Consider the following 18,100-nt stretch of genomic DNA (forward strand, 5'->3'; position numbering starts at 1 on the left):
TAAGGCTGGTTATGGATTAACCGGCCTTTTTCATGTCCCGTGTCTACATGGAGGTTTCCCTATGACACTGCTAAACCCGCTGCGGGCGTTGCTCGCGACCCTGTTGTTCTGCTTTTCCCTTTCTGTGACTGCGGCTCCGCCCGCAATTGATCTTAATACGGCGTCAGCCAAAGAAATTGCCACGACGTTATCCGGTATCGGTATGAAAAAAGCATTAGCGATTCTCGATTACCGGACGTTGAATGGCCCGTTTGTTCGGATAGATGACTTGGTTAAGGTAAAGGGAATTGGTGCGGCAACACTCAACAAAAACCGTCACCTGATGATGGTTGGCGTTGAATCGCAGGTTCAACCTAAGCAATAACGTTTAGTGCTGGTCTGGCCACAACCAGGCGGCGCCGCGAACTCCACTGGCGTCGCCGAATTTGGCAGGTACTAAACGAGTAACAACCGTATCTGAGAAAACATACTGTTGCCACAGTGCCGGTACTGCTTCATATAACGAACTTACCTTGGAAAGCCCACCTCCCAGAACAATGATCTCCGGATCAATCATGTTGATTACTGTCGCCAGGCTTTTCGCTAAGCGGCGGTAGTACTGCTGGCTCAGGGCTTGTGCCAGAGGATCACCTGTACTTACCCGTTGCCAGATTTCTTCTGAACGAAGTGTTTCACCACTCAGTTTCTGATATTGCAAGCTTAGGGCCGGACCACTCAGCCAGGTTTCTATGCAGCCTTGTCGACCGCAGTAACAGGGCGGGATAGCGGCTTCGCTGCTGCTAGGCCACGGTAGCGGGTTATGCCCCCATTCTCCGCTGATGGAGTTGGGTCCGCAAACGATCTGCTGATTGATCACCAGTCCGCCGCCGACACCCGTCCCTAAAATCACACCGAATACAGAACTGGCGCCGGCTGCAGCACCGTCAGAGGCTTCGGATAGGGAAAAGCAGTTTGCATCATTGGCGCATCGCACCGGTCGTTGCAAACGTGCGCTGAGGTCTTTATCCAGAGGTTGTCCTATCAGACAGGTGGAGTTGGCATTTTTGACCAGCCCGGTCGCTGGTGAAATGGTGCCGGGTATACCAACCCCGACCGGAGCGCGTGTGCCGAATGTCTGATCAATTTCAGACACCAGCGAAACGATTTGATTGAGTGTTGCGTGGTAATTACCCTGAGGTGTTGCTATGCGTTTCTGGAACAGGGTATCACCATGTTGATCCAGAGCGACTGCCTCAATTTTAGTGCCACCCAGATCTATACCGATACGCATCGTCTGTTATCCGTCTAAAAGCAGCCCTATAAAACAAAGGCCAGCGTTAAAGGAATCGTTATCAGACTTCCCATATTACCCAGTAATACGATGGAGGCAACTTGCTCCGGTTCTTGATTGTAACGTTCGGCAACCATGTAATTGAGCACTGCAGGCGGGAGCGCGCCAAACAGAATAAGATAACCCAGTTGTATCTCGGTGAGTTGCAGGATGGGCTGCAGGCAGAGTGCGATGATTACGCCGCTGATCGGGCAGAGCAGTGCACCGAGGATACCGATACGCCATTTGCTGAAATCGACGCTGATCATGCGCACACCCAGCGCAAAGAGCATTAATGGGATTGATACCTGGCCGAGCATGCTAATGAAGGTATTTACCGCTTCGGGTAATGGGAGATCAAATGCACTCCAAACCAGGCCGAGTATCGATGCTTGTATCATTGGGATCTTGAACAGCGATGCCGGGTGGGTGCGATGGTCAAGCAGGTATACACCGACTGAAAAATGCAGGGTGTTCTCGATGAGGAAAAGCAGTACCGCAACCGGCAGGGCTTCTTCACCGAACGCGAGTACGATCAGTGGCAAACCCAGGTTACCACTGTTACTGAACATCATTGGTGGCAAAAACGTTTTTGCTTTGACGCCAATAATGCGGCACAGCGGCCAAAGTAACAGGCCAGAACCTAATACGACTATAGCCGCACCAATTGCCAGATTCTGATAGGTGGCGAGATCAAATGACTTAGATGACAGTACGGAGAAGATCAGAGCCGGGCAAAACAGATCCATGTTGATCTGGTTTGCGGCGGCCATATCGGGTTTACGAGCGCGGCCATAAAAAAAGCCAACCGATACAATGGCTACCAGAGGAAACACCGTGAGAAAGATACGTTCTACGAGTGCTAGTGAAGTGTCTTCCATTACGGTGTGTCCTCAGGGGATCAAATTAGGCGAACTTTTTACCAGTAGGTACCACAAGTACCGGGACTTTCGCGCTTTTGACCACTTGCTGAGAGGTATGACTATGGTGACCAAAGGTATTCTCAGAGCCGATTACGATCATATCTGCGCTGATAATATTTGCTTCACGCAGGATAGAGTCGGTGTGATTACCTTCAATGACAACGTGTTCGATGTTCAGCTCGACAGGGGTCGGTAAGCTTGCCAGTTCATCTTCGCAAAATGCGGCAACACGTTCACGCATCTGGTCTTTAATCGCATTGATACCTTCATCGTGCATTTTCTTAACCAGGTCTTCATCCAGATAGTTCTGGATCAGTGCATGGCCCAGTTCGCCGATAGGCTCAACCACATGCAGCATGACGATTTTAGCGTTGAACTGGTTGGCCAGGTTTACCGCGTGACGGAAAACCGGGCGGGTGTGTTTGCCTAAGGACGTGGTGTACAGGATGGTGTTCATCGCTGGAAGTGCCATCGTTAATTCCTCTGCTGAGTATTCAGGCTGATGCAGCCTGAATACGTTGGTTTTCATCGGTGCTGGCCGTAGTGCTCAACTTGGGCTGAGACACCCGATCGACCAGATAGACAATGGATTTATAGTCGATACCGCTGTGGTGGCTGAGGCCAATTTCGCAGGTCCGGCTGGTGGAATAACCTGTTTTACATTCGCTGACACTGTCTTTGAGTGTGCGCAGCGCTGATGTATTCAATTCCGGTGTACTAAAACCTTTATCGCCGGCGAAGCCACAACAAGTGATCTGGTCTGGAATCACAACTTCGGTAGAGCAGGCATTCATAATGCGCTTCAGTTTTTCTGCTTGCCCCATGCGCGTTGCGCTACAGGTGATGTGCAGTGCAACCGGTTCATTGGTTGGTTCAAAAAGCAGACGGTCCATCAGGAACTGATCGATAAAATCGACGGTATCGAAGAGTTTGATCTGTTCACTGATGTTCTCCCGCAGTCGCAGGGTACAAGGGCTGGTATCGGAGTAGACCGGGATCTCACCGTTGTTGGTGGCCTGCATCAGAATCTGTTCGATTTCGTTGGATTTAGAATCCGCAGCGTCAAACATCCCCTTGGACTGGAACGGCATACCGCAGCACAACTTATCCATATCGTCAGGATAGATCACCTCGAAACCGGCTTTGCGCAGCAGGGCTTCGGTTTTGTCTGCCAGAGACGTACGATCCTCATCCCCCCGAGCCGGCCCCATGGTGCGACTGGCGCAACTTGGCAGATAAACCACTTTAGGTGCATCTGGGTTGGAGATCCGTTTTTTCGTATCGATCTTGGGTGCTGCGGTTGGCATGGACGGCGTCCATTGCTGTACAGCACCGCCGGTTGCCTTGCGGGCAAACCCCGTCACTGCAGACATCGCTTTGGTGCCCAAAATGGCATGCGTAGCATCGGCGACTTTAAAGGCGGCTTTAGTTGCGGTAGTGATGCCGCCGTAATGATCAGCCACCCACTGTGCCAGTTTGGTGTGATTCTCATTGTCCCGGCTGCGAATTGAACGTGTCAGGTTGCCGGTATTAATGCCAACCGGGCAAGTGGTTGAACACAAGCCACAGGCGGCACAGGTATCGGTACCCTGGTACTGATATTCTTTGCGCAAGTTAGCCAAGCGTTCGGGATCTTCTTTACTGGCTTCCAGTCGGGCAATTTCCCGCCAGATCACAATTCGCTGACGTGGACTCAAAGTCAGATCACGCGACGGGCACGTGGGTTCACAGAAGCCACATTCAATGCACTTATCCACAATTGGATCTGCAGCAGGCATTGGCTTGAGGTTTTCCAGATGAACCTGCTTATTACGGTTGAGGATAACGCCTGGGTTCAGGATCTCCTGTGGATCAAGAAGCTCCTTCAGCTCCCACATGAGAGCGTAGGCATCGGCTCCCCATTCCATTTCAACATACGGCGCCATGTTACGGCCGGTACCGTGTTCCGCTTTCAGAGAGCCGTCGTATTTACCAACAACCATCTTACCGACGTCATCCATCAGGCCTTCGTAACGCGCAAGTTCTTCTTCGTTATCAAATGCCTGAGTGAAAACAAAGTGCAGGTTACCCTCAAGGGCGTGACCAAAGATCAGTGCTTCATCGTAATGGTATTTTTCAAAAATCTGGTGTAGGTCATGTACCGCATCCGCCAGCTGCTCCACCGGGAAGGCAACATCTTCGATGATGACCGTGGTTCCGGTCATACGCACAGCACCCACTGCGGGGAACAAGCCTTTGCGAATCGCCCAGTACTTAGCGTACTCCTCGGGGTCGGTGGTGAACTCAACCGCTTTCGAGGTCTTCAGGTGAGAGATCGATGCTTTGATCTCCTCGACCTGTCCGGCCAGTAATTCTGCTTTTGAGGCACGCGTTTCAACCAGTAGAGCAGCAGCATCTTCCGGTAGGTCACGGATAAACGCAGGCATACCCTCTTTGTTCTCAATCGAGTGCAAACCGGCGCGGTCAATAAGTTCAACAGCTGAGACCGGTGTGTTTTTGAGGATTGCAACGGCTTCACAGGTGGTACGGACCGTGTCGAAGAAGATCAGTGCTGACGCTTTATCCGGGAATTCATCGACGGTCTGGTAAGTAATCTCGGACATAAAACCGAGCGTACCTTCGGAACCGATCATTAGATGCTGAAGAATCTCAATCGGATCTTCGTAGTCGACCAAGGCGTTGAGTGAATAACCCGTGGTGTTCTTCAGGCGATATTTGTGATTGATGCGCTCACGTAAAGTGTCGTTCTGGCGGGTCTGGCGCGCGAGTGCATCAAGCGCATCCAGAAGTCCTTTATGTGATGTGCGAAACGCTGCCAGCGACTGCTCACAACCGGTATCCAGTTGTGTACCGTCTGCCAGCACCAGTTTCATGCTTTTGAGTGTTCGATAGCTGTTCTGTGCCGTACCACAGCACATGCCACTGGCATTGTTTGCAGCAATTCCGCCAATTTTAGCGGCATTAATAGATGCCGGATCAGGGCCGATTTTTTTATTAAACGGCGCCAGATATTTGTTTGCGTGGCCGCCAATAACGCCGGGTTGCAACTTGATAGTGCTGGCGTCATCGCTGATTTCGTAGTTATTCCAGCCATCTCCTAACTGGATGAGTACGGAATCGGTAATTGCCTGACCGGATAGACTCGTGCCGGCTGCACGGAAAGTGACCGGAATACCGCTATCAGCGGCCAGAGTGACAATACGGGATACTTCATCAGCAGACTCTACGCGCACAACGATCTGCGGAATAAGGCGATAAAAGCTGGCATCAGTTCCATATGCCAGAGTTCTAAGTGGATCGCTGATCAGACGCGTGTCTGGAATAAACGATTTCAGTTGATCATGAAACGCCTGATACTGCTGTTTCATAGCCCATTAACCTCACCAACGCTCTTCTGCTTTTTAACAAGCAGTTATTTTTATGTTGTATTTTTATGTCGTAAAAAAGGCCACCACTACGCGGGAAGTAGGGTGGCCAAAGGTTTGGCCGTTTAGCCGTAAGCCGTAGCTGGCAGCCAAAGGACGAGTTGTGGCCAGAAAACCAGAATCAGCAAGCCAATCAGCTGAAGAATGATGAACGGGATAACGCCTTTGTAGATATCGCGCAGCTGTACGTTTGGAGGGCATACACCCTTCAGGTAGAACAGCGCGAATCCGACGGGCGGTGTTAAGAACGATGTTTGTAATGCCATCGCCACAAGCATGACGAACCACACCAGTTCCGGGTTATCCACAACGCCGTAGCCGTCGATATCCAATCCAAGGGCCGATATGACGGGTGCAAGTAGAGGCAAAATAATCAGCGTGATCTCGATCCAGTCAAGGAAGAAGCCCAGCAGGAAGATGACACCCAGAATAAAGAAGATGATGCCGTAAGGACCAAATGGCAGACCGGTCAGGAACGACTCAATCAGCTCATCACCGCCCAGTTCACGTAATACCAGTGCAAAACAGGTTGCGCCGATAAAGATCGCGAAGATATAGGCGGTGGTATTCATGGTACCGCCCACAACTTCTTTCAGTACCTTGAAGTTGAACTTGCGGTTGTACATTGCCAGCATGGTGGCACCAAACGCACCGACACCGGAAGCCTCGGTTGGAGTGGCAATACCTGCGAAGATAGAACCCAGCACGACGAAGATCAGTGCCAGTGTTGGCAGAACCGCTTTCATAACGTTCATGAACGCGTTCATAGTGATCGGTTTAGCGTCCGGTGGGATCGGTGCGGCGTCAGGCTTAACAATACCGGTGATCAGAATGTACAGAATGTAGAAACCACCCAGCATCAGACCTGGAAATACAGCACCCATAAACAGGTCACCAACAGACAGACCCAGTTGGTCTGCCATGATCACCAGCATGATACTTGGTGGGATCAAAATACCCAGCGTACCGGCAGATGCGATCGTACCCAATGCCAGCGGCATTGCGTAACCTTGCTTGGTCATTGATGGCAGAGACATTACAGCCAGCAGCACAACAGATGCGCCGATAATGCCGGTTGATGCCGCCAGGATAATACCGATAGCCGTTACTGTGATCGCCAGACCACCACGTACACGACCAAACAGTTCCTGCATGGATTGCATCAGGCGTTCAGCCACGCCGGATTTGTCCAGCATGATGCCCATGAAGATGAACATTGGCAGGGCCACCAATATCCAGTTATCCATGATTTTCCAAAGACGGTTCACGACCAGCCCCAGTGTGGTGTAATCCAGACCGGTCATCGTGTCCATATACATATCTGCGAGAAAGCCGATACCCGCAAAAATAACGCCGATACCGCCTAATACCCAAGCAACAGGGATACCGGTAAACAGCAGAGCGATGAACGAAAGGAACATCGCAATAACAAGAATCTCATTGATGTCCATTAAGCATCTCCTCGCATCAGCAGGGTAAAGTCACGAATCAGGCGGGAAACCATCGCTAGGGCAAGCAGAGCAAAAGAGATAGGAATCGTGCTCTTGATTAGCCAGCGCCATCCCAAGCCGGAAGGTGCGGAGGAGTGTTCGTTAATGCGCCACGAATCGGCGACAAAATCGAGACTATGGAAGAAAACAATCGCAATAAACGGCATAACCAGAATCAAAATGCCGAGGATCTCAATCACGTGCTTAGTTTTCGCACGGAAAGAGGAATAAAACAGGTCAACACGAATATGGGAATTAGTTGTTTGCGCATATGACAGGCCAAACATGACGCCCACAGCATAGAGATGCCATTGCAGCTCTTCCAACGCGATCAGTCCGCTGGCAAAACCTTTACGCAATACAACCTGAAGAATAATAACCAATACCAGCGCTACATAAGCCCAGGCAACGGTTAAGCCGATGCGCTGAATAAAGCGATCAATGCCATCGGCCAGCGGCACTGATGGAAGCTTTTCGATTTCAGTCACAGGAATACCCACCCTTTATACACAGTCTTTGTTGTTATAGCCCGTTCCCTGGGAATGCAGACGGGCCCGAAGGCCCGTCTAGCGAAGGTCACGGCTGAGATTCAGCGGTGACCTTGCAGAAGTGATATGAACTTACTTCTGAGCGCGTGGCAGGAATGCGTTTGCTTCCCACAGGTCGTAGCCTTTACGGAAGGTGCTCAGATCAGTCCATACTTTGTTGAAGAAAGGATCTGCTGCAGTTTTCTCAGCGACAACTTCATCCCACTTGGACTTGAAGGTATCCAGCATAGTCTGGTTCCAGTAACGGATTTCAACACCGTTTTCTGCTGCTTTTTCCATGACTTCAAACTGCATCGCTTCACCTTCAGCAATCGCATTGGTCATGGATGCTTTACAGGTGGTTTCTACCAGCGCCTGCTGTCCTTTGGACATCTTGCCCCACGTATCTTTGTTGATCAGCAGTTCGAAGACAGTTGCCTGCTGGTGCCAGCCAGGGAAGTAGTTGTACTTAACAATTTTGTGCAGGCCGAGACGCTGGTCGATCGCTGGCTGAGAGAACTCAGTTGCGTCGATTGCGCCTTTCTCCAGTGCGCCAAAGATTTCACCACCTGGCAGCTGAACAGTACCTACGCCCAGTTTTTCCATGACGGAAGCACCCAGACCGAAGAAGCGCATGTTCAGGCCTTTCAGATCTTCAGGTTTTTCAATTGGCTTAGAGAACCAGCCGGAGGTTTCTGGAGAGATGATCGCACAAGGCATGACTTTTACGTTGTAGCCAGCAGTGTCATACATCTCTTGATACAGGCTCATGCCGTTACCGTAGTACAGCCATGCCATGTATTCGCCTGCTTCCGGGCCAAAAGGTACAGCAGAGAACAGTGCTGCTGCTGGCATCTTGCCCTGCCAGTAACCTGCAGTGGAGTAACCGGAGTTCACCTTGCCAGAGGAAACTGCATCTAGGATTTCAGGAGGGCTGACCAGTTTGCCTGGCTCGTAAACTTTCATTTTTACTTTGCCATCGCTGACCAGTTTCAGCTGATCTGCTACCCATGCGATTGGTGTGCCCAGTGCAGGAAGGTGAGTACCGAAAGCGATAGGAGTTTTCAGCAGCAGTTTGTCAGCAGCCTGCGCAGGAGCGGAAACGCTCGCGATAGCTGCACTCATAATTGCTACGGAAATCATGGACTTAGCAAACTTTTTCATGACACATCCTCTAGATGTTTAGTTGTTTTTATTAGAGCCGTTTGGACAGAAATACTGTAAATCTATCTATTTGCTGCTAGATTGGTATTACCAATTTACCAGCTTATGGTTTTGTACTTTATTTTCTTAGGTGATCATTTGTCAATCAATTTCTCTATTATCGATCTATCTGTTGAAATTAGTGCATTACAGGAGGTTTTGGTTGAAAGTTGATCAGATATCGTTTATTCAATAGGATTGGTAATACCAATTCGTGGTGCGATTGGTGTATAACGATGACTAATAGTGTGTGTCGATTTTTTGAAAACTGTATGTGGAAGTGATTACACTATTGGTCTTACCAATGCAGTTATGGGAGTTATTTTGCATGGCATATCAACGGGTTAAGCAACCTAAAATCTCAGATGTAATCATGGAACAGCTAGAAGCCATGATTTTAGAGGGTAGCTTGAAGCCGGGGCAGCGATTGCCGCCAGAGCGGGAATTGGCAAAACAGTTTGAAGTTTCTCGTCCTTCTTTACGAGAGGCGGTACAAAAGCTGGTTGCGAAGGGGCTGTTGATCAGTCGCCAGGGGGGAGGCACGTTTGTCGCTGAGGATCTGGGTGGGTCCTTCTCTGACCCTTTGCTGGAGTTATTTCGCACGCATCCTGAAGCTCAGTACGATCTTCTTGAATTTCGTCATGCACTTGAGGGGGTTACGGCGTACTACGCTGCACTGAGAAGTACGCCTGCTGATAAAGAAGCGATTAAGCAGTGTTATTCAGATTTGGAGCACTATCACGAGACGAAGCAGTTCGATAAAGAGGTGTATGCGGATGTGGACTTCCATCTGGCGATCGCTGAGTCCACACACAATATGGTACTGCTGCATATGATGCGGGCGCTATTCAGTCTGTTGCGCCAGCACGTCTGGGATAACCTGCAAAATATTTATCCTAAAGCGGATTATCGAGAAAAGATCCATTGCCAGCACAAAGTGCTGATGGATGCGATCCTTTCCGGTGAGCCTGAAAAAGCGCGCGAAGCAGCGCATCATCATCTGGCTTATGTTGAGGATGCATTGTTGGAGGGGCAGAAGGAAAACACCCGCTTGGAGCGTGCATTGAGACGTGCAAATATCTCACCTGAGCTATAGTTGTATAAATACTACAAGAAAAGTCCGATCCCGACCTGCTGTAGACTTTTTAGTCACTATTATGTAGTATTACTACAAATATAATAACGACACAAAAAGAACGATGGCTTTGTTGCGGTGCAGCATGGTGGCTGGGCCGCACAAATTAGAGCTGTTAAGAATTTCTGCGTAAATTCCGAGTGGAGAAGGCAAAGTGCAAGATTTCATCGAAGATCTCGATCCTGTAGAAACGCAAGAGTGGCTGGAGGCCCTGGAGTCAGTTGCCAAGAATGAAGGTGACGACCGCGCGCGTTTCATCCTGAGTGAGCTGGGCAAAAAAGCCGCTGACATGGGAGTAGGCTCTCAGTCAACGCTGACAACCCCGTACCGCAACACGATCGCACCAAGAGATGAAGCCCGTATGCCGGGTGATCTGTTTATGGAGCGTCGTATCCGTTCCTTTATTCGTTGGAATGCGATGGCGATGGTTATGCGCGCCAATGACAATGATGAAGGTCTTGGCGGTCACATCTCCTCCTTCTCCTCTTCCGCAACACTCTATGATATCGGTTTCAACTACTTCTTCCGTGGTAACGATGGCGGTCAGGATGCTGACATGGTGTTCTTTCAGGGGCACATCGCACCGGGTATCTACTCACGCGCATACCTTGAAGGTCGTTTGACTGAAGAACAGATGGATAACTACCGTCGCGAAGTAGATGGTAAAGGTCTGTCTTCTTATCCTCACCCTTGGTTGATGCCTGATTTCTGGCAGTTCCCAACTGTATCCATGGGTCTGGGCCCGATTCAGGCTATCTATCAGGCACACGTTATGCGTTATTTGTCTGCGCGTAGCCTGATTAATCGTGCTGACCGTAAGGTATGGGCGTTCTTGGGTGATGGTGAGTGTGATGAGCCGGAATCTCTGGGGGCTATCTCGCTGGCAGGTCGCGAGCAGCTGGAAAACCTGGTGTTCGTTGTTAACTGTAACCTGCAGCGTCTGGACGGTCCGGTTCGTGGTAACGGCAAGATCGTACAGGAACTGGAAGGTGTATTCCGCGGTGCTGGCTGGAATGTCGTGAAATGTCTGTGGGGCCGTCACTGGGATCCACTGTTTGAGAAAGACGACAAAGGTCTGCTGCAGAAACGCATGGACGAAGTCTGTGACGGTGAGTTGCAGAACTATAAAGCTAACGGCGGTGCGTACACCCGTGAGCACTTCTTCGGTAAATACCCAGAGTTGCTGGAAATGGTCAGCGACATGTCCGATGAAGAGATCATGAATCTGAACCGTGGTGGTCACGATCCTTACAAAGTGTATGCCGCTTACCAGCAGGCAATGAATCACAAAGGTCAGCCTACCGTTATTCTGGCTCAGACTGTTAAGGGTTACGGTACCGGTAAGTCTGGCGAAGCGAAAAACGACACCCACTCTATGAAGAAGGTGGCGATGGATGATCTGAAAGACTTCCGTGATCGCTTTAACATTCCGCTGGCTGATGATCAGCTGAAAGAAGTACCGTACTACCGTCCGTCTCCGGATTCTCCGGAAATGAAGTACATGCTTGATCGTCGTGAAAAACTGGGTGGTTTCTATCCGGTACGTCGTACTGAGTTTGAAAAGCTTGAAACGCCTGCGCTGGAGGCATTCTCTAACAATCTGAAAGAGAGTGGTAAGCGTGAGATGTCGACCCAGATGTCTCTGAACCGTGTGTTGAGCACATTGGTGAAAGATAAAAACATGGGTGATCGTGTTGTGCCAATCGTGCCTGATGAAGCACGTACCTTCGGTATGGAAGGTATGTTCCGTCAGCTGGGTATCTACACCTCTGCGGGCCAGCGCTATGTGCCGCATGACTCTGATCAGATCATGTTCTACAAAGAATCTAAGACCGGCCAGATTCTGGAAGAAGGTATCAACGAATCCGGTGCATTCTGTGCGTGGTTGGCTGCAGCGACATCTTATGCCAACAACAACTGCACGATGGTGCCGTTCTACATCTTCTACTCCATGTTTGGTTTCCAGCGTGTGATGGACCTGACCTGGGCTGCAGGTGACTCTCAGGCTCGCGGTTTCCTGATCGGTGCAACATCCGGCCGTACAACGCTGAACGGTGAAGGTCTGCAGCATCAGGATGGTCACAGCCATCTGATGGCTCAGATGATTCCTAACTGTGTATCTTACGACCCAACTTACGGCTATGAGCTGACAGTTATCGTGCAGGATGGTCTGCGTCGTATGTATCAGGATCAGGAAAACGTTTTCTACTATGTGACTACACTGAATGAAAACTACTCCCACCCAGCAATGCCAACCGGTGCTGAAGAAGGCATCATCAAAGGTATGTACCTGCTGGAAGAAGGTAAGTCGGCTGAGAAGAAAGTTCAGCTGATGGGCTGTGGTTCCATTTTGCGTGAAGTACGCGAAGCAGCAACGATTCTGCGTGACGAGTACGGTATCGAAGCGGATATCTGGAGCACTACGTCGATCAACGAACTGCGCCGCGAAGCACAGGAAGTTGAGCGCTGGAATATGATGCACCCTACTGAAGCACCACGTACGTCTTATGTTGCTGAGTGTCTGGAAGGTCGTGATGGTCCTGTTATCGCGTCCACTGACTATATGCGTATGTACGCAGATCAGCTGCGTGAATACATCCCACGTAACTATAAAGTACTGGGAACCGACGGTTTTGGTCGCTCTGATACGCGCAGCAAGCTGCGTGAATTCTTCGAAGTGAACCGTCACTACGTTGTCCTGGCAGCGCTGAAAGCACTGCAGGAAGAGGGCAAGGTTGAGGCTGCTGACGTCGCCAAAGCCATGCAGAAGTTCAACATTAACCCGGAAAAACCGGCGCCGTGGACTGTTTAAGTCGACTGAACTTCTAAAGGCTAATTGGAGGATAACGAAGTGAGCAATATTGAAGACGTACTGGTTCCAGACCTGTCCGGTTCCGACGATGTAGATGTCGTTGAAATTCTGGTGAATGTTGGTGATAGCATCGAAGAAGGCGATAGCCTGTTAGCGCTGGAAACTGACAAGGCATCAATGGAAGTGCCTGCACCTAAAGGTGGTGTAGTCAAAGAAATTATTATGCAGGAAGGCAGCACTTGTAACGAAGGTGATCTGATCCTGAAGCTGGAAGTTGGCGGTGCGGCAGCAGAAGCACCGGCTCCTGCAGCAGTAGAAGAAGCGCCAGCGCCAGCTCCGGCCGCAGCGCCTGCACCAGCGGCTCCAGCTACGGCATCTGCTGTTGAAGAGGTGCGTGTACCTGATCTGTCCGGTTCCGAAGATGTGGATGTGGTTGAAGTGCTGGTGAAAGCCGGTGACAGCATCGAAGAGGGCGACAGCCTGATCGCATTGGAAACCGATAAAGCCTCCATGGAAGTGCCTGCTCCTAAGGGTGGTATCGTCCAGGAAGTCATTATGACTGAAGGCGGTACATGCAACGAAGGTGATCTGATCCTGATGCTTTCAGTGGGTGGCGCAGCGCCAGCCCCTGCTGCTGAAGCTCCGGCTCCGGCCGCTGAATCTGCTGCGCCTGCGCCGGTTGCGACTCCGGTTGCTGGCGGTGTTGAAGATGTACTGGTTCCAGACCTGTCCGGTTCTGAAGATGTTGATGTTGTAGAAGTGCTGGTGAAAGCCGGTGATAGCATCGAAGAAGGTGATGGCCTGATCGCACTGGAAACGGATAAGGCATCGATGGAAGTGCCTGCACCAAAAGCCGGTGTCGTTAAAGAAGTGATCATTGGTGAAGGTGGTACCTGTAATGAAGGTGACCTGATCCTGAAGCTGGAGGTGGCTGGTGCTCCTGCAGCGGCTCCTCAAGCGGCGGCTCCTGCTCCGGCAGCTGAGTCAGCTCCTGCGGCTGCACCGTCTAAAGCGTCTGCGCCAGCAAAAGCTGATAAGTCGGTTGATCTGGCATCGTTGGAGAAGAAGAATCGTTCGGTACACGCAGGTCCAGCGGTACGTGCGGTTGCACGTGAATTTGGTGTTGAATTGTCTCTGGTTGGCGGTACAGGTCCAAAAGGCCGTATCCTGAAAGAAGACGTTCAGGCCTACGTGAAATCTGCGCTGAAAAAACTGGCAGAAAAGCCGGCTGCGACAGTAACGGGTGGTTCTGGTATCCCGGCTATCCCTGAAGTGGACTTCAGCAAGTTTGGTGAAGTGGAAGTTGAGAAGCTATCCAAGATTGCCAAGGTCACACGCGACAACATGTCTCGCTGCTGGTTGAACATTCCACATGTGACTCAGTTTGATAAAGCTGATATCACCGAGCTGGAAGAGTTCCGTAAATCCATGAAGGATGAGGCGGCTAAGTCTGGTGTGAAACTGACGCCACTGCCATTTATGTTAAAAGCCATTGCGATTGCTTTGAAGACGTATCCGAAGTTCAACGCGTCTCTGCATGCAGACGGTGAACACATCGTTTACAAGAAGTATGTGAACATTGGTATGGCCGTTGATACTCCTAATGGACTGATGGTTCCAGTGATCAAAGATGCTGATAAGAAGAGCATCTATGAGTTGTCCAAGGAAGCTATTGAGCTGGCGGGTAAGGCGAAGGATCGTAAGCTCAAGCCTAACGAAATGCAGGGTGCGTGCTTCACCATCTCCAGCCTGGGCGGAATCGGTGGTACAGGCTTTACCCCAATCGTGAATGCGCCTGAAGTGGCTATCCTGGGTGTTTCTAAAGCGGATATCGAACCGCGTTGGAACGGTAAAGAGTTTGAACCACGTAAGATGTTGCCGTTGTGTTTGTCTTACGATCATCGCGCAATCAATGGTGGTGATGCAGGTAAATTCTTAACCTACCTGAACAGCCTGCTGAGCGACATTCGTCGTTTGGTTCTGTAAAACAGTTTTCCAATCCCTTGGCTCAGCCCTCGTTTGAGGGCTTCTTTTTTGCTGAGCGGATCCTGTTCTCAAAAGGCGGTTATCAACCGCCTTTTTCTTTTTTATCCCGAGTTGATGCTACTGGCTGCGTAAGATATAGAACGGTCAGCCAAAAGAAATCAGCTGTTGTGCTATGTTTAATTAGGCTCGCAGTACAGAGCAAAGACGTGGTTCATCGGGAGAAATACCATGGTATTGCAGCGAGTCATTTCTTATAGCCTCTTGGGGCTCTTGATCTCTTTTCTTCTATTTGCGTCAAACACACTAAAAGCTCAGGACACTGAAGTCAGATCTGTTCGGGTTTTGAATGTGGATTACTTCGGCGCTGAGCTTGAAGTTGATCTATTCCTTGCTGAAAAGGAGGAGGAAGATCCGGCCAAATACTTCTACTTACTTTTGGATGCTCAGGTCGCTAACCCACTGAAGACCAAGGTGGATATCGCTCCGGGTAATAATAAAGTCACTGTGTATATACCGCGATCTGAGCATCGGGAATTTAGCGTCACAGTCAAAGAGGTCTTGGTTCAGTTTTTTAAGGGGAATCGTCGCATCGCGGGCTCATTATTTAATAATGAGCCCTTTTATACCGAAGTTTATAGGCTGAAAATTGTCTGGCCATCTCCGCAGGATGCAACAGAGTCGATTGTAGGCAGTGTTCCTATAGGGTATGACTTCAGTGCCATTACCAGATTGCACTTAAATCGCCGTTTGCCTGAGGAGGAAGGTGTTGTCCGAGTGCTGTTGCAGAACGGCCTTCCAATTAGCCGTATCTATAAATACGAGCCATCACCAAACTTTCCTGTGCGTAAAACGATCACTTTAGCAAAAGAAATTGGGTTTGCCGCACAGCGCAAGTTGCTTTCTGTTCTGATAAAAGAGCTAGGTGATGTCGAATGGGTCAAACTTGAAGACTTGGGTGCAAATGACTTTGTATACGTTGGTAGTATGCCAGCGAGAAATAAGAAACCTCCGGCCCTTGGTAGGAAGGCGTATATAGCTCTGAGAGAGGGGATGGCCAATGAACAGGAGTTTTATAGTTACCTCAATTTTAAACAAATAGACAAGTCTGAGAGTTTTGATGCTAGGCATAAAAAAGCAGCGGAATTGTTAGATAATTCGAATAAATGGAAGCTTAAGGAGGCGAAAAAAATCCTTGATGGGCTAATTCAGAAGAACCCAAAGTATGCTCCCGCGTATGTTGAGCTGGCGCGTTATCATATGAAGTCAGATTGGCCGAAAGGATTGCTGAAGGCTGAGAAATTATTGCTCGAAGCATTAGAACTGAAGCCTGATCTGGCAGATGCTCATGTCTTGCTAGGCTATGTCTATACCAAGCAAAAGAGATTTAGCGCTGCTGTGGCTGAATACCAAAAAGCTAAGCGACTTTCTACGGATAATCTCTGGTTGTACGCTAATTGGGGGCTTAATTATCAGATGCAGGGGCAGGCTCAAGAAGCTCTTGATATGTACCTGAGCGTATTACGAACCCCTTCTCCTCGCCAAAATACAACCTATGTTCGTCGGTGGGTGTATAAATATAGCGAGTTCTTTGGTTTGCTGGTGGCGCTGGGGAAAATTCGTGAAGCGGAAGTTCATTATGATGAATTTGCGGAAAAATATCGCGAGTTTAAATGCATCTATCAGGATAAAGCGGCATTGCGTCTTTATTACACTGACAATGTAAGTGGTGCTATCAGGTCTTACTTGAAAGCAGAGAAGTACGGCTGTGAAAGGGATTCGGCAACGCTAGCGTTAGCGTACTATATGCGCTGGGCTAATCTCAGTAAGCTAAGTAATAACACTCTTGAATTGGAAGAGACTGTGCGCAAAGCAGACCTTCTGGCGCCAGAAGACGCTGTATTACTTTATGCTGCTGCTATCTCAGCAAAAACCTCTTCTTTGATTCCCGTCCTGTTAGCAAATGGAAAGAAAATAGATAGGCCTGATTCGCGGGGTATGACCGCATTGCTGTATAGCATTGCTAATCAACATATTTTCGCGACGCGCACTTTATTGCAGTCCGGTTCAAGCGTAAATCGTGCGTACGAATTTGAAGGGCGCTTTTATGCTCCGTTATTGATTGCATTGCAAACAGAAAATAAAGACATGATCCGTTTGCTGCTTGAGTTTAAAGCAGATCCATCAGTCCGGCTTCCGAATGGTTTAACCATCGAGCAATTGGCACAGCAGATGGGGATGGAGGAACTGTTGCGGCTTCTAAAACGCAACAGTTCTGTCTGAAGTGTGCGATATTTCATGGAAGGGAGCGAACATTGTTCTTCGTTGCAGTGTTTGGTCCTGCGCTATGTTGCTAACAGAGCTCTCGGTACAACTGTTTTCGGCAGCTGTAGAGTGCGAGTTGTCTTACAACCTCTTCTAGTGTTTGTTGATTGGTCGTACGAAGGTCGTCGACACAAACATCTCCATTTTCCAGCATATTGTTAAGTTCACCCGATTCGAATTTGAGTACTTCGCGACCAGAAATACTGTTCAGGACTTTCAGATAGGGGTGTGGGCAGTCCAGCCAGGCATCGATGATGTACGCCATATTTAGCTCCATAAGTGAGGGGGTATATATGGATATTAGTGATAATCATTATCATTTGCAATGAGTGGATGTGGATTTGTGTTCTGGGTCTATGTTTGTACGTATTGGCTGCGTAGCGCGACAATCTGCCGCATCGGAGTGCTTTCTTTGCTTGTTACGGCTCAGTTATGATGCACACGTATCTATCTGGGGAGAGAAATATGAAGTTTAAGCTGTTGAGTAGCGTGGCGGCATTATTGATGGGGATGGTCTTCTCAATTGTTGCGCAGGCAGGTGAAGGTCATGCAATGGCAAAAGGCGTAATGGCGCATGGCGCTTGGGTTCGTCTGGTACCGCCAGTGGCCAAGAACTCCGCTGCCTATATGGAGTTGAAGAATACCGGGGATGAGATCTTGCAGGTGGAATCCGCGTCTAGTCCAGTTGCGGAGGTTGTTGAAGTTCATCAGACCTCGATGGTGGATGGCGTGATGCGGATGTCTGAAGTAAAAGGCCTGCAGGTACCGGTAGATGGTAATGTGCAGCTTAAACCCGGCGGCTATCATATTATGCTAATTAAGCTAAAGTCTCCGCTGAAAAAGGATCAGGCCGTTCCTTTGACACTTAAATTTACAACGGGCCAGGTGCTGACTGTGAACGCTCGTGTGAAAGCGATGCAGGGCAAGATGGCGCATCAGCATAAGCACTAATCATTCAAAGGTGTTGG

The 18,100-nt window shown here is 49.5% G+C and carries 14 protein-coding genes; 6 read left to right on the top strand and 8 right to left on the bottom strand.

What is annotated here, in order from left to right; all coding sequences use genetic code 11:
• The first annotated feature begins 61 nt into the window (after positions 1 to 61).
• Entirely contained in the window at positions 62 to 364 is a 303-nt protein-coding gene (locus tag IOQ59_RS04555; protein ID WP_193952076.1) for a ComEA family DNA-binding protein, read from the top strand.
• A gap of 3 nt (positions 365 to 367) precedes the next feature.
• Here IOQ59_RS04555 and IOQ59_RS04560 read toward each other — a convergent pair whose 3' ends face one another.
• The 7 genes from IOQ59_RS04560 to IOQ59_RS04590 all read right to left on the bottom strand — a co-directional run bounded on the left by IOQ59_RS04560 (position 368) and on the right by IOQ59_RS04590 (position 8,838).
• Positions 368 to 1,270 (bottom strand): ROK family protein, encoded by a 903-nt coding sequence (locus IOQ59_RS04560; protein ID WP_193952077.1) that lies wholly within the window; start codon positions 1,268 to 1,270, stop codon positions 368 to 370.
• A 26-nt stretch (positions 1,271 to 1,296) separates the two neighbouring features.
• Positions 1,297 to 2,190, bottom strand: a complete 894-nt coding sequence (locus IOQ59_RS04565) for an AEC family transporter (protein ID WP_193952078.1) — start codon at positions 2,188 to 2,190, stop codon at positions 1,297 to 1,299.
• Positions 2,191 to 2,215: 25 nt separating this feature from the next.
• Entirely contained in the window at positions 2,216 to 2,704 is a 489-nt protein-coding gene (locus tag IOQ59_RS04570) for a universal stress protein (RefSeq protein ID WP_193952079.1), read from the bottom strand.
• A gap of 22 nt (positions 2,705 to 2,726) precedes the next feature.
• Positions 2,727 to 5,600 (bottom strand): FAD-binding and (Fe-S)-binding domain-containing protein, encoded by a 2,874-nt coding sequence (locus IOQ59_RS04575; protein WP_193952080.1) that lies wholly within the window; start codon positions 5,598 to 5,600, stop codon positions 2,727 to 2,729.
• 122 nt (positions 5,601 to 5,722) lie between these two features.
• Positions 5,723 to 7,108 carry a TRAP transporter large permease gene (locus tag IOQ59_RS04580; protein ID WP_193952081.1) on the bottom strand — a complete coding sequence of 462 codons (1,386 nt, stop codon included), beginning with the start codon at positions 7,106 to 7,108 and terminating at the stop codon, positions 5,723 to 5,725.
• Positions 7,108 to 7,635: a TRAP transporter small permease subunit gene (locus IOQ59_RS04585; RefSeq protein WP_193952082.1), complete on the bottom strand. Its 528-nt coding sequence runs from the start codon at positions 7,633 to 7,635 to the stop codon at positions 7,108 to 7,110. Before IOQ59_RS04585 ends, IOQ59_RS04580 begins: the two co-directional genes overlap by 1 nt.
• A 132-nt stretch (positions 7,636 to 7,767) precedes the next feature.
• Complete coding sequence (locus tag IOQ59_RS04590) at positions 7,768 to 8,838, bottom strand: TRAP transporter substrate-binding protein (protein WP_193952083.1); 1,071 nt, start codon at positions 8,836 to 8,838, stop codon at positions 7,768 to 7,770.
• A gap of 367 nt (positions 8,839 to 9,205) precedes the next feature.
• On the opposite strand from IOQ59_RS04590, the gene pdhR reads away from it, so the two are divergent.
• The 4 genes from pdhR to IOQ59_RS04610 all read left to right on the top strand — a co-directional run bounded on the left by pdhR (position 9,206) and on the right by IOQ59_RS04610 (position 17,090).
• Entirely contained in the window at positions 9,206 to 9,973 is a 768-nt protein-coding gene (gene pdhR / locus IOQ59_RS04595; RefSeq protein WP_193952084.1) for a pyruvate dehydrogenase complex transcriptional repressor PdhR, read from the top strand.
• A 193-nt stretch (positions 9,974 to 10,166) separates the two neighbouring features.
• Positions 10,167 to 12,824, top strand: coding sequence for a pyruvate dehydrogenase (acetyl-transferring), homodimeric type (aceE, locus tag IOQ59_RS04600; protein ID WP_193952085.1), 2,658 nt, complete (start codon positions 10,167 to 10,169; stop codon positions 12,822 to 12,824).
• 39 nt (positions 12,825 to 12,863) lie between these two features.
• On the top strand, positions 12,864 to 14,810 hold the full coding sequence (gene aceF, locus IOQ59_RS04605) for a dihydrolipoyllysine-residue acetyltransferase (RefSeq protein ID WP_193952086.1): 1,947 nt from the start codon (positions 12,864 to 12,866) through the stop codon (positions 14,808 to 14,810).
• 228 nt (positions 14,811 to 15,038) lie between these two features.
• Positions 15,039 to 17,090 carry an ankyrin repeat domain-containing protein gene (locus IOQ59_RS04610; RefSeq protein ID WP_193952087.1) on the top strand — a complete coding sequence of 684 codons (2,052 nt, stop codon included), beginning with the start codon at positions 15,039 to 15,041 and terminating at the stop codon, positions 17,088 to 17,090.
• Between the two features lie 70 nt (positions 17,091 to 17,160).
• Here IOQ59_RS04610 and IOQ59_RS04615 read toward each other — a convergent pair whose 3' ends face one another.
• Positions 17,161 to 17,397 (bottom strand): hypothetical protein, encoded by a 237-nt coding sequence (locus tag IOQ59_RS04615; protein ID WP_193952088.1) that lies wholly within the window; start codon positions 17,395 to 17,397, stop codon positions 17,161 to 17,163.
• Positions 17,398 to 17,597: 200 nt separating this feature from the next.
• Here IOQ59_RS04615 and IOQ59_RS04620 point away from each other — a divergent pair, with 200 nt between their 5' ends.
• A complete protein-coding gene (locus tag IOQ59_RS04620; protein ID WP_193952089.1) occupies positions 17,598 to 18,083 on the top strand; it encodes a copper chaperone PCu(A)C in 486 nt (161 codons plus the stop codon).
• The last annotated feature ends 17 nt before the right edge of the window (positions 18,084 to 18,100 follow it).

The organism is Pontibacterium sinense (assembly GCF_015209595.1).
GTDB classification, from domain to species: domain Bacteria; phylum Pseudomonadota; class Gammaproteobacteria; order Pseudomonadales; family Balneatricaceae; genus Pontibacterium; species Pontibacterium sinense.

Bases quoted from the DNA above. Each gene is read 5' to 3' on its own strand.
- IOQ59_RS04560 (WP_193952077.1), bottom strand. From the start codon at position 1,270: ATGCGTATCGGTATAGATCTGGGTGGCACTAAAATTGAGGCAGTCGCT.
- IOQ59_RS04555 (WP_193952076.1), top strand. From the start codon at position 62: ATGACACTGCTAAACCCGCTGCGGGCGTTGCTCGCGACCCTGTTGTTC.
- IOQ59_RS04570 (WP_193952079.1), bottom strand. From the start codon at position 2,704: ATGGCACTTCCAGCGATGAACACCATCCTGTACACCACGTCCTTAGGC.
- pdhR (WP_193952084.1), top strand. From the start codon at position 9,206: ATGGCATATCAACGGGTTAAGCAACCTAAAATCTCAGATGTAATCATG.
- IOQ59_RS04565 (WP_193952078.1), bottom strand. From the start codon at position 2,190: ATGGAAGACACTTCACTAGCACTCGTAGAACGTATCTTTCTCACGGTG.
- IOQ59_RS04620 (WP_193952089.1), top strand. From the start codon at position 17,598: ATGAAGTTTAAGCTGTTGAGTAGCGTGGCGGCATTATTGATGGGGATG.
- IOQ59_RS04610 (WP_193952087.1), top strand. From the start codon at position 15,039: ATGGTATTGCAGCGAGTCATTTCTTATAGCCTCTTGGGGCTCTTGATC.
- IOQ59_RS04575 (WP_193952080.1), bottom strand. From the start codon at position 5,600: ATGAAACAGCAGTATCAGGCGTTTCATGATCAACTGAAATCGTTTATT.
- IOQ59_RS04615 (WP_193952088.1), bottom strand. From the start codon at position 17,397: ATGGCGTACATCATCGATGCCTGGCTGGACTGCCCACACCCCTATCTG.
- IOQ59_RS04590 (WP_193952083.1), bottom strand. From the start codon at position 8,838: ATGAAAAAGTTTGCTAAGTCCATGATTTCCGTAGCAATTATGAGTGCA.
- IOQ59_RS04580 (WP_193952081.1), bottom strand. From the start codon at position 7,108: ATGGACATCAATGAGATTCTTGTTATTGCGATGTTCCTTTCGTTCATC.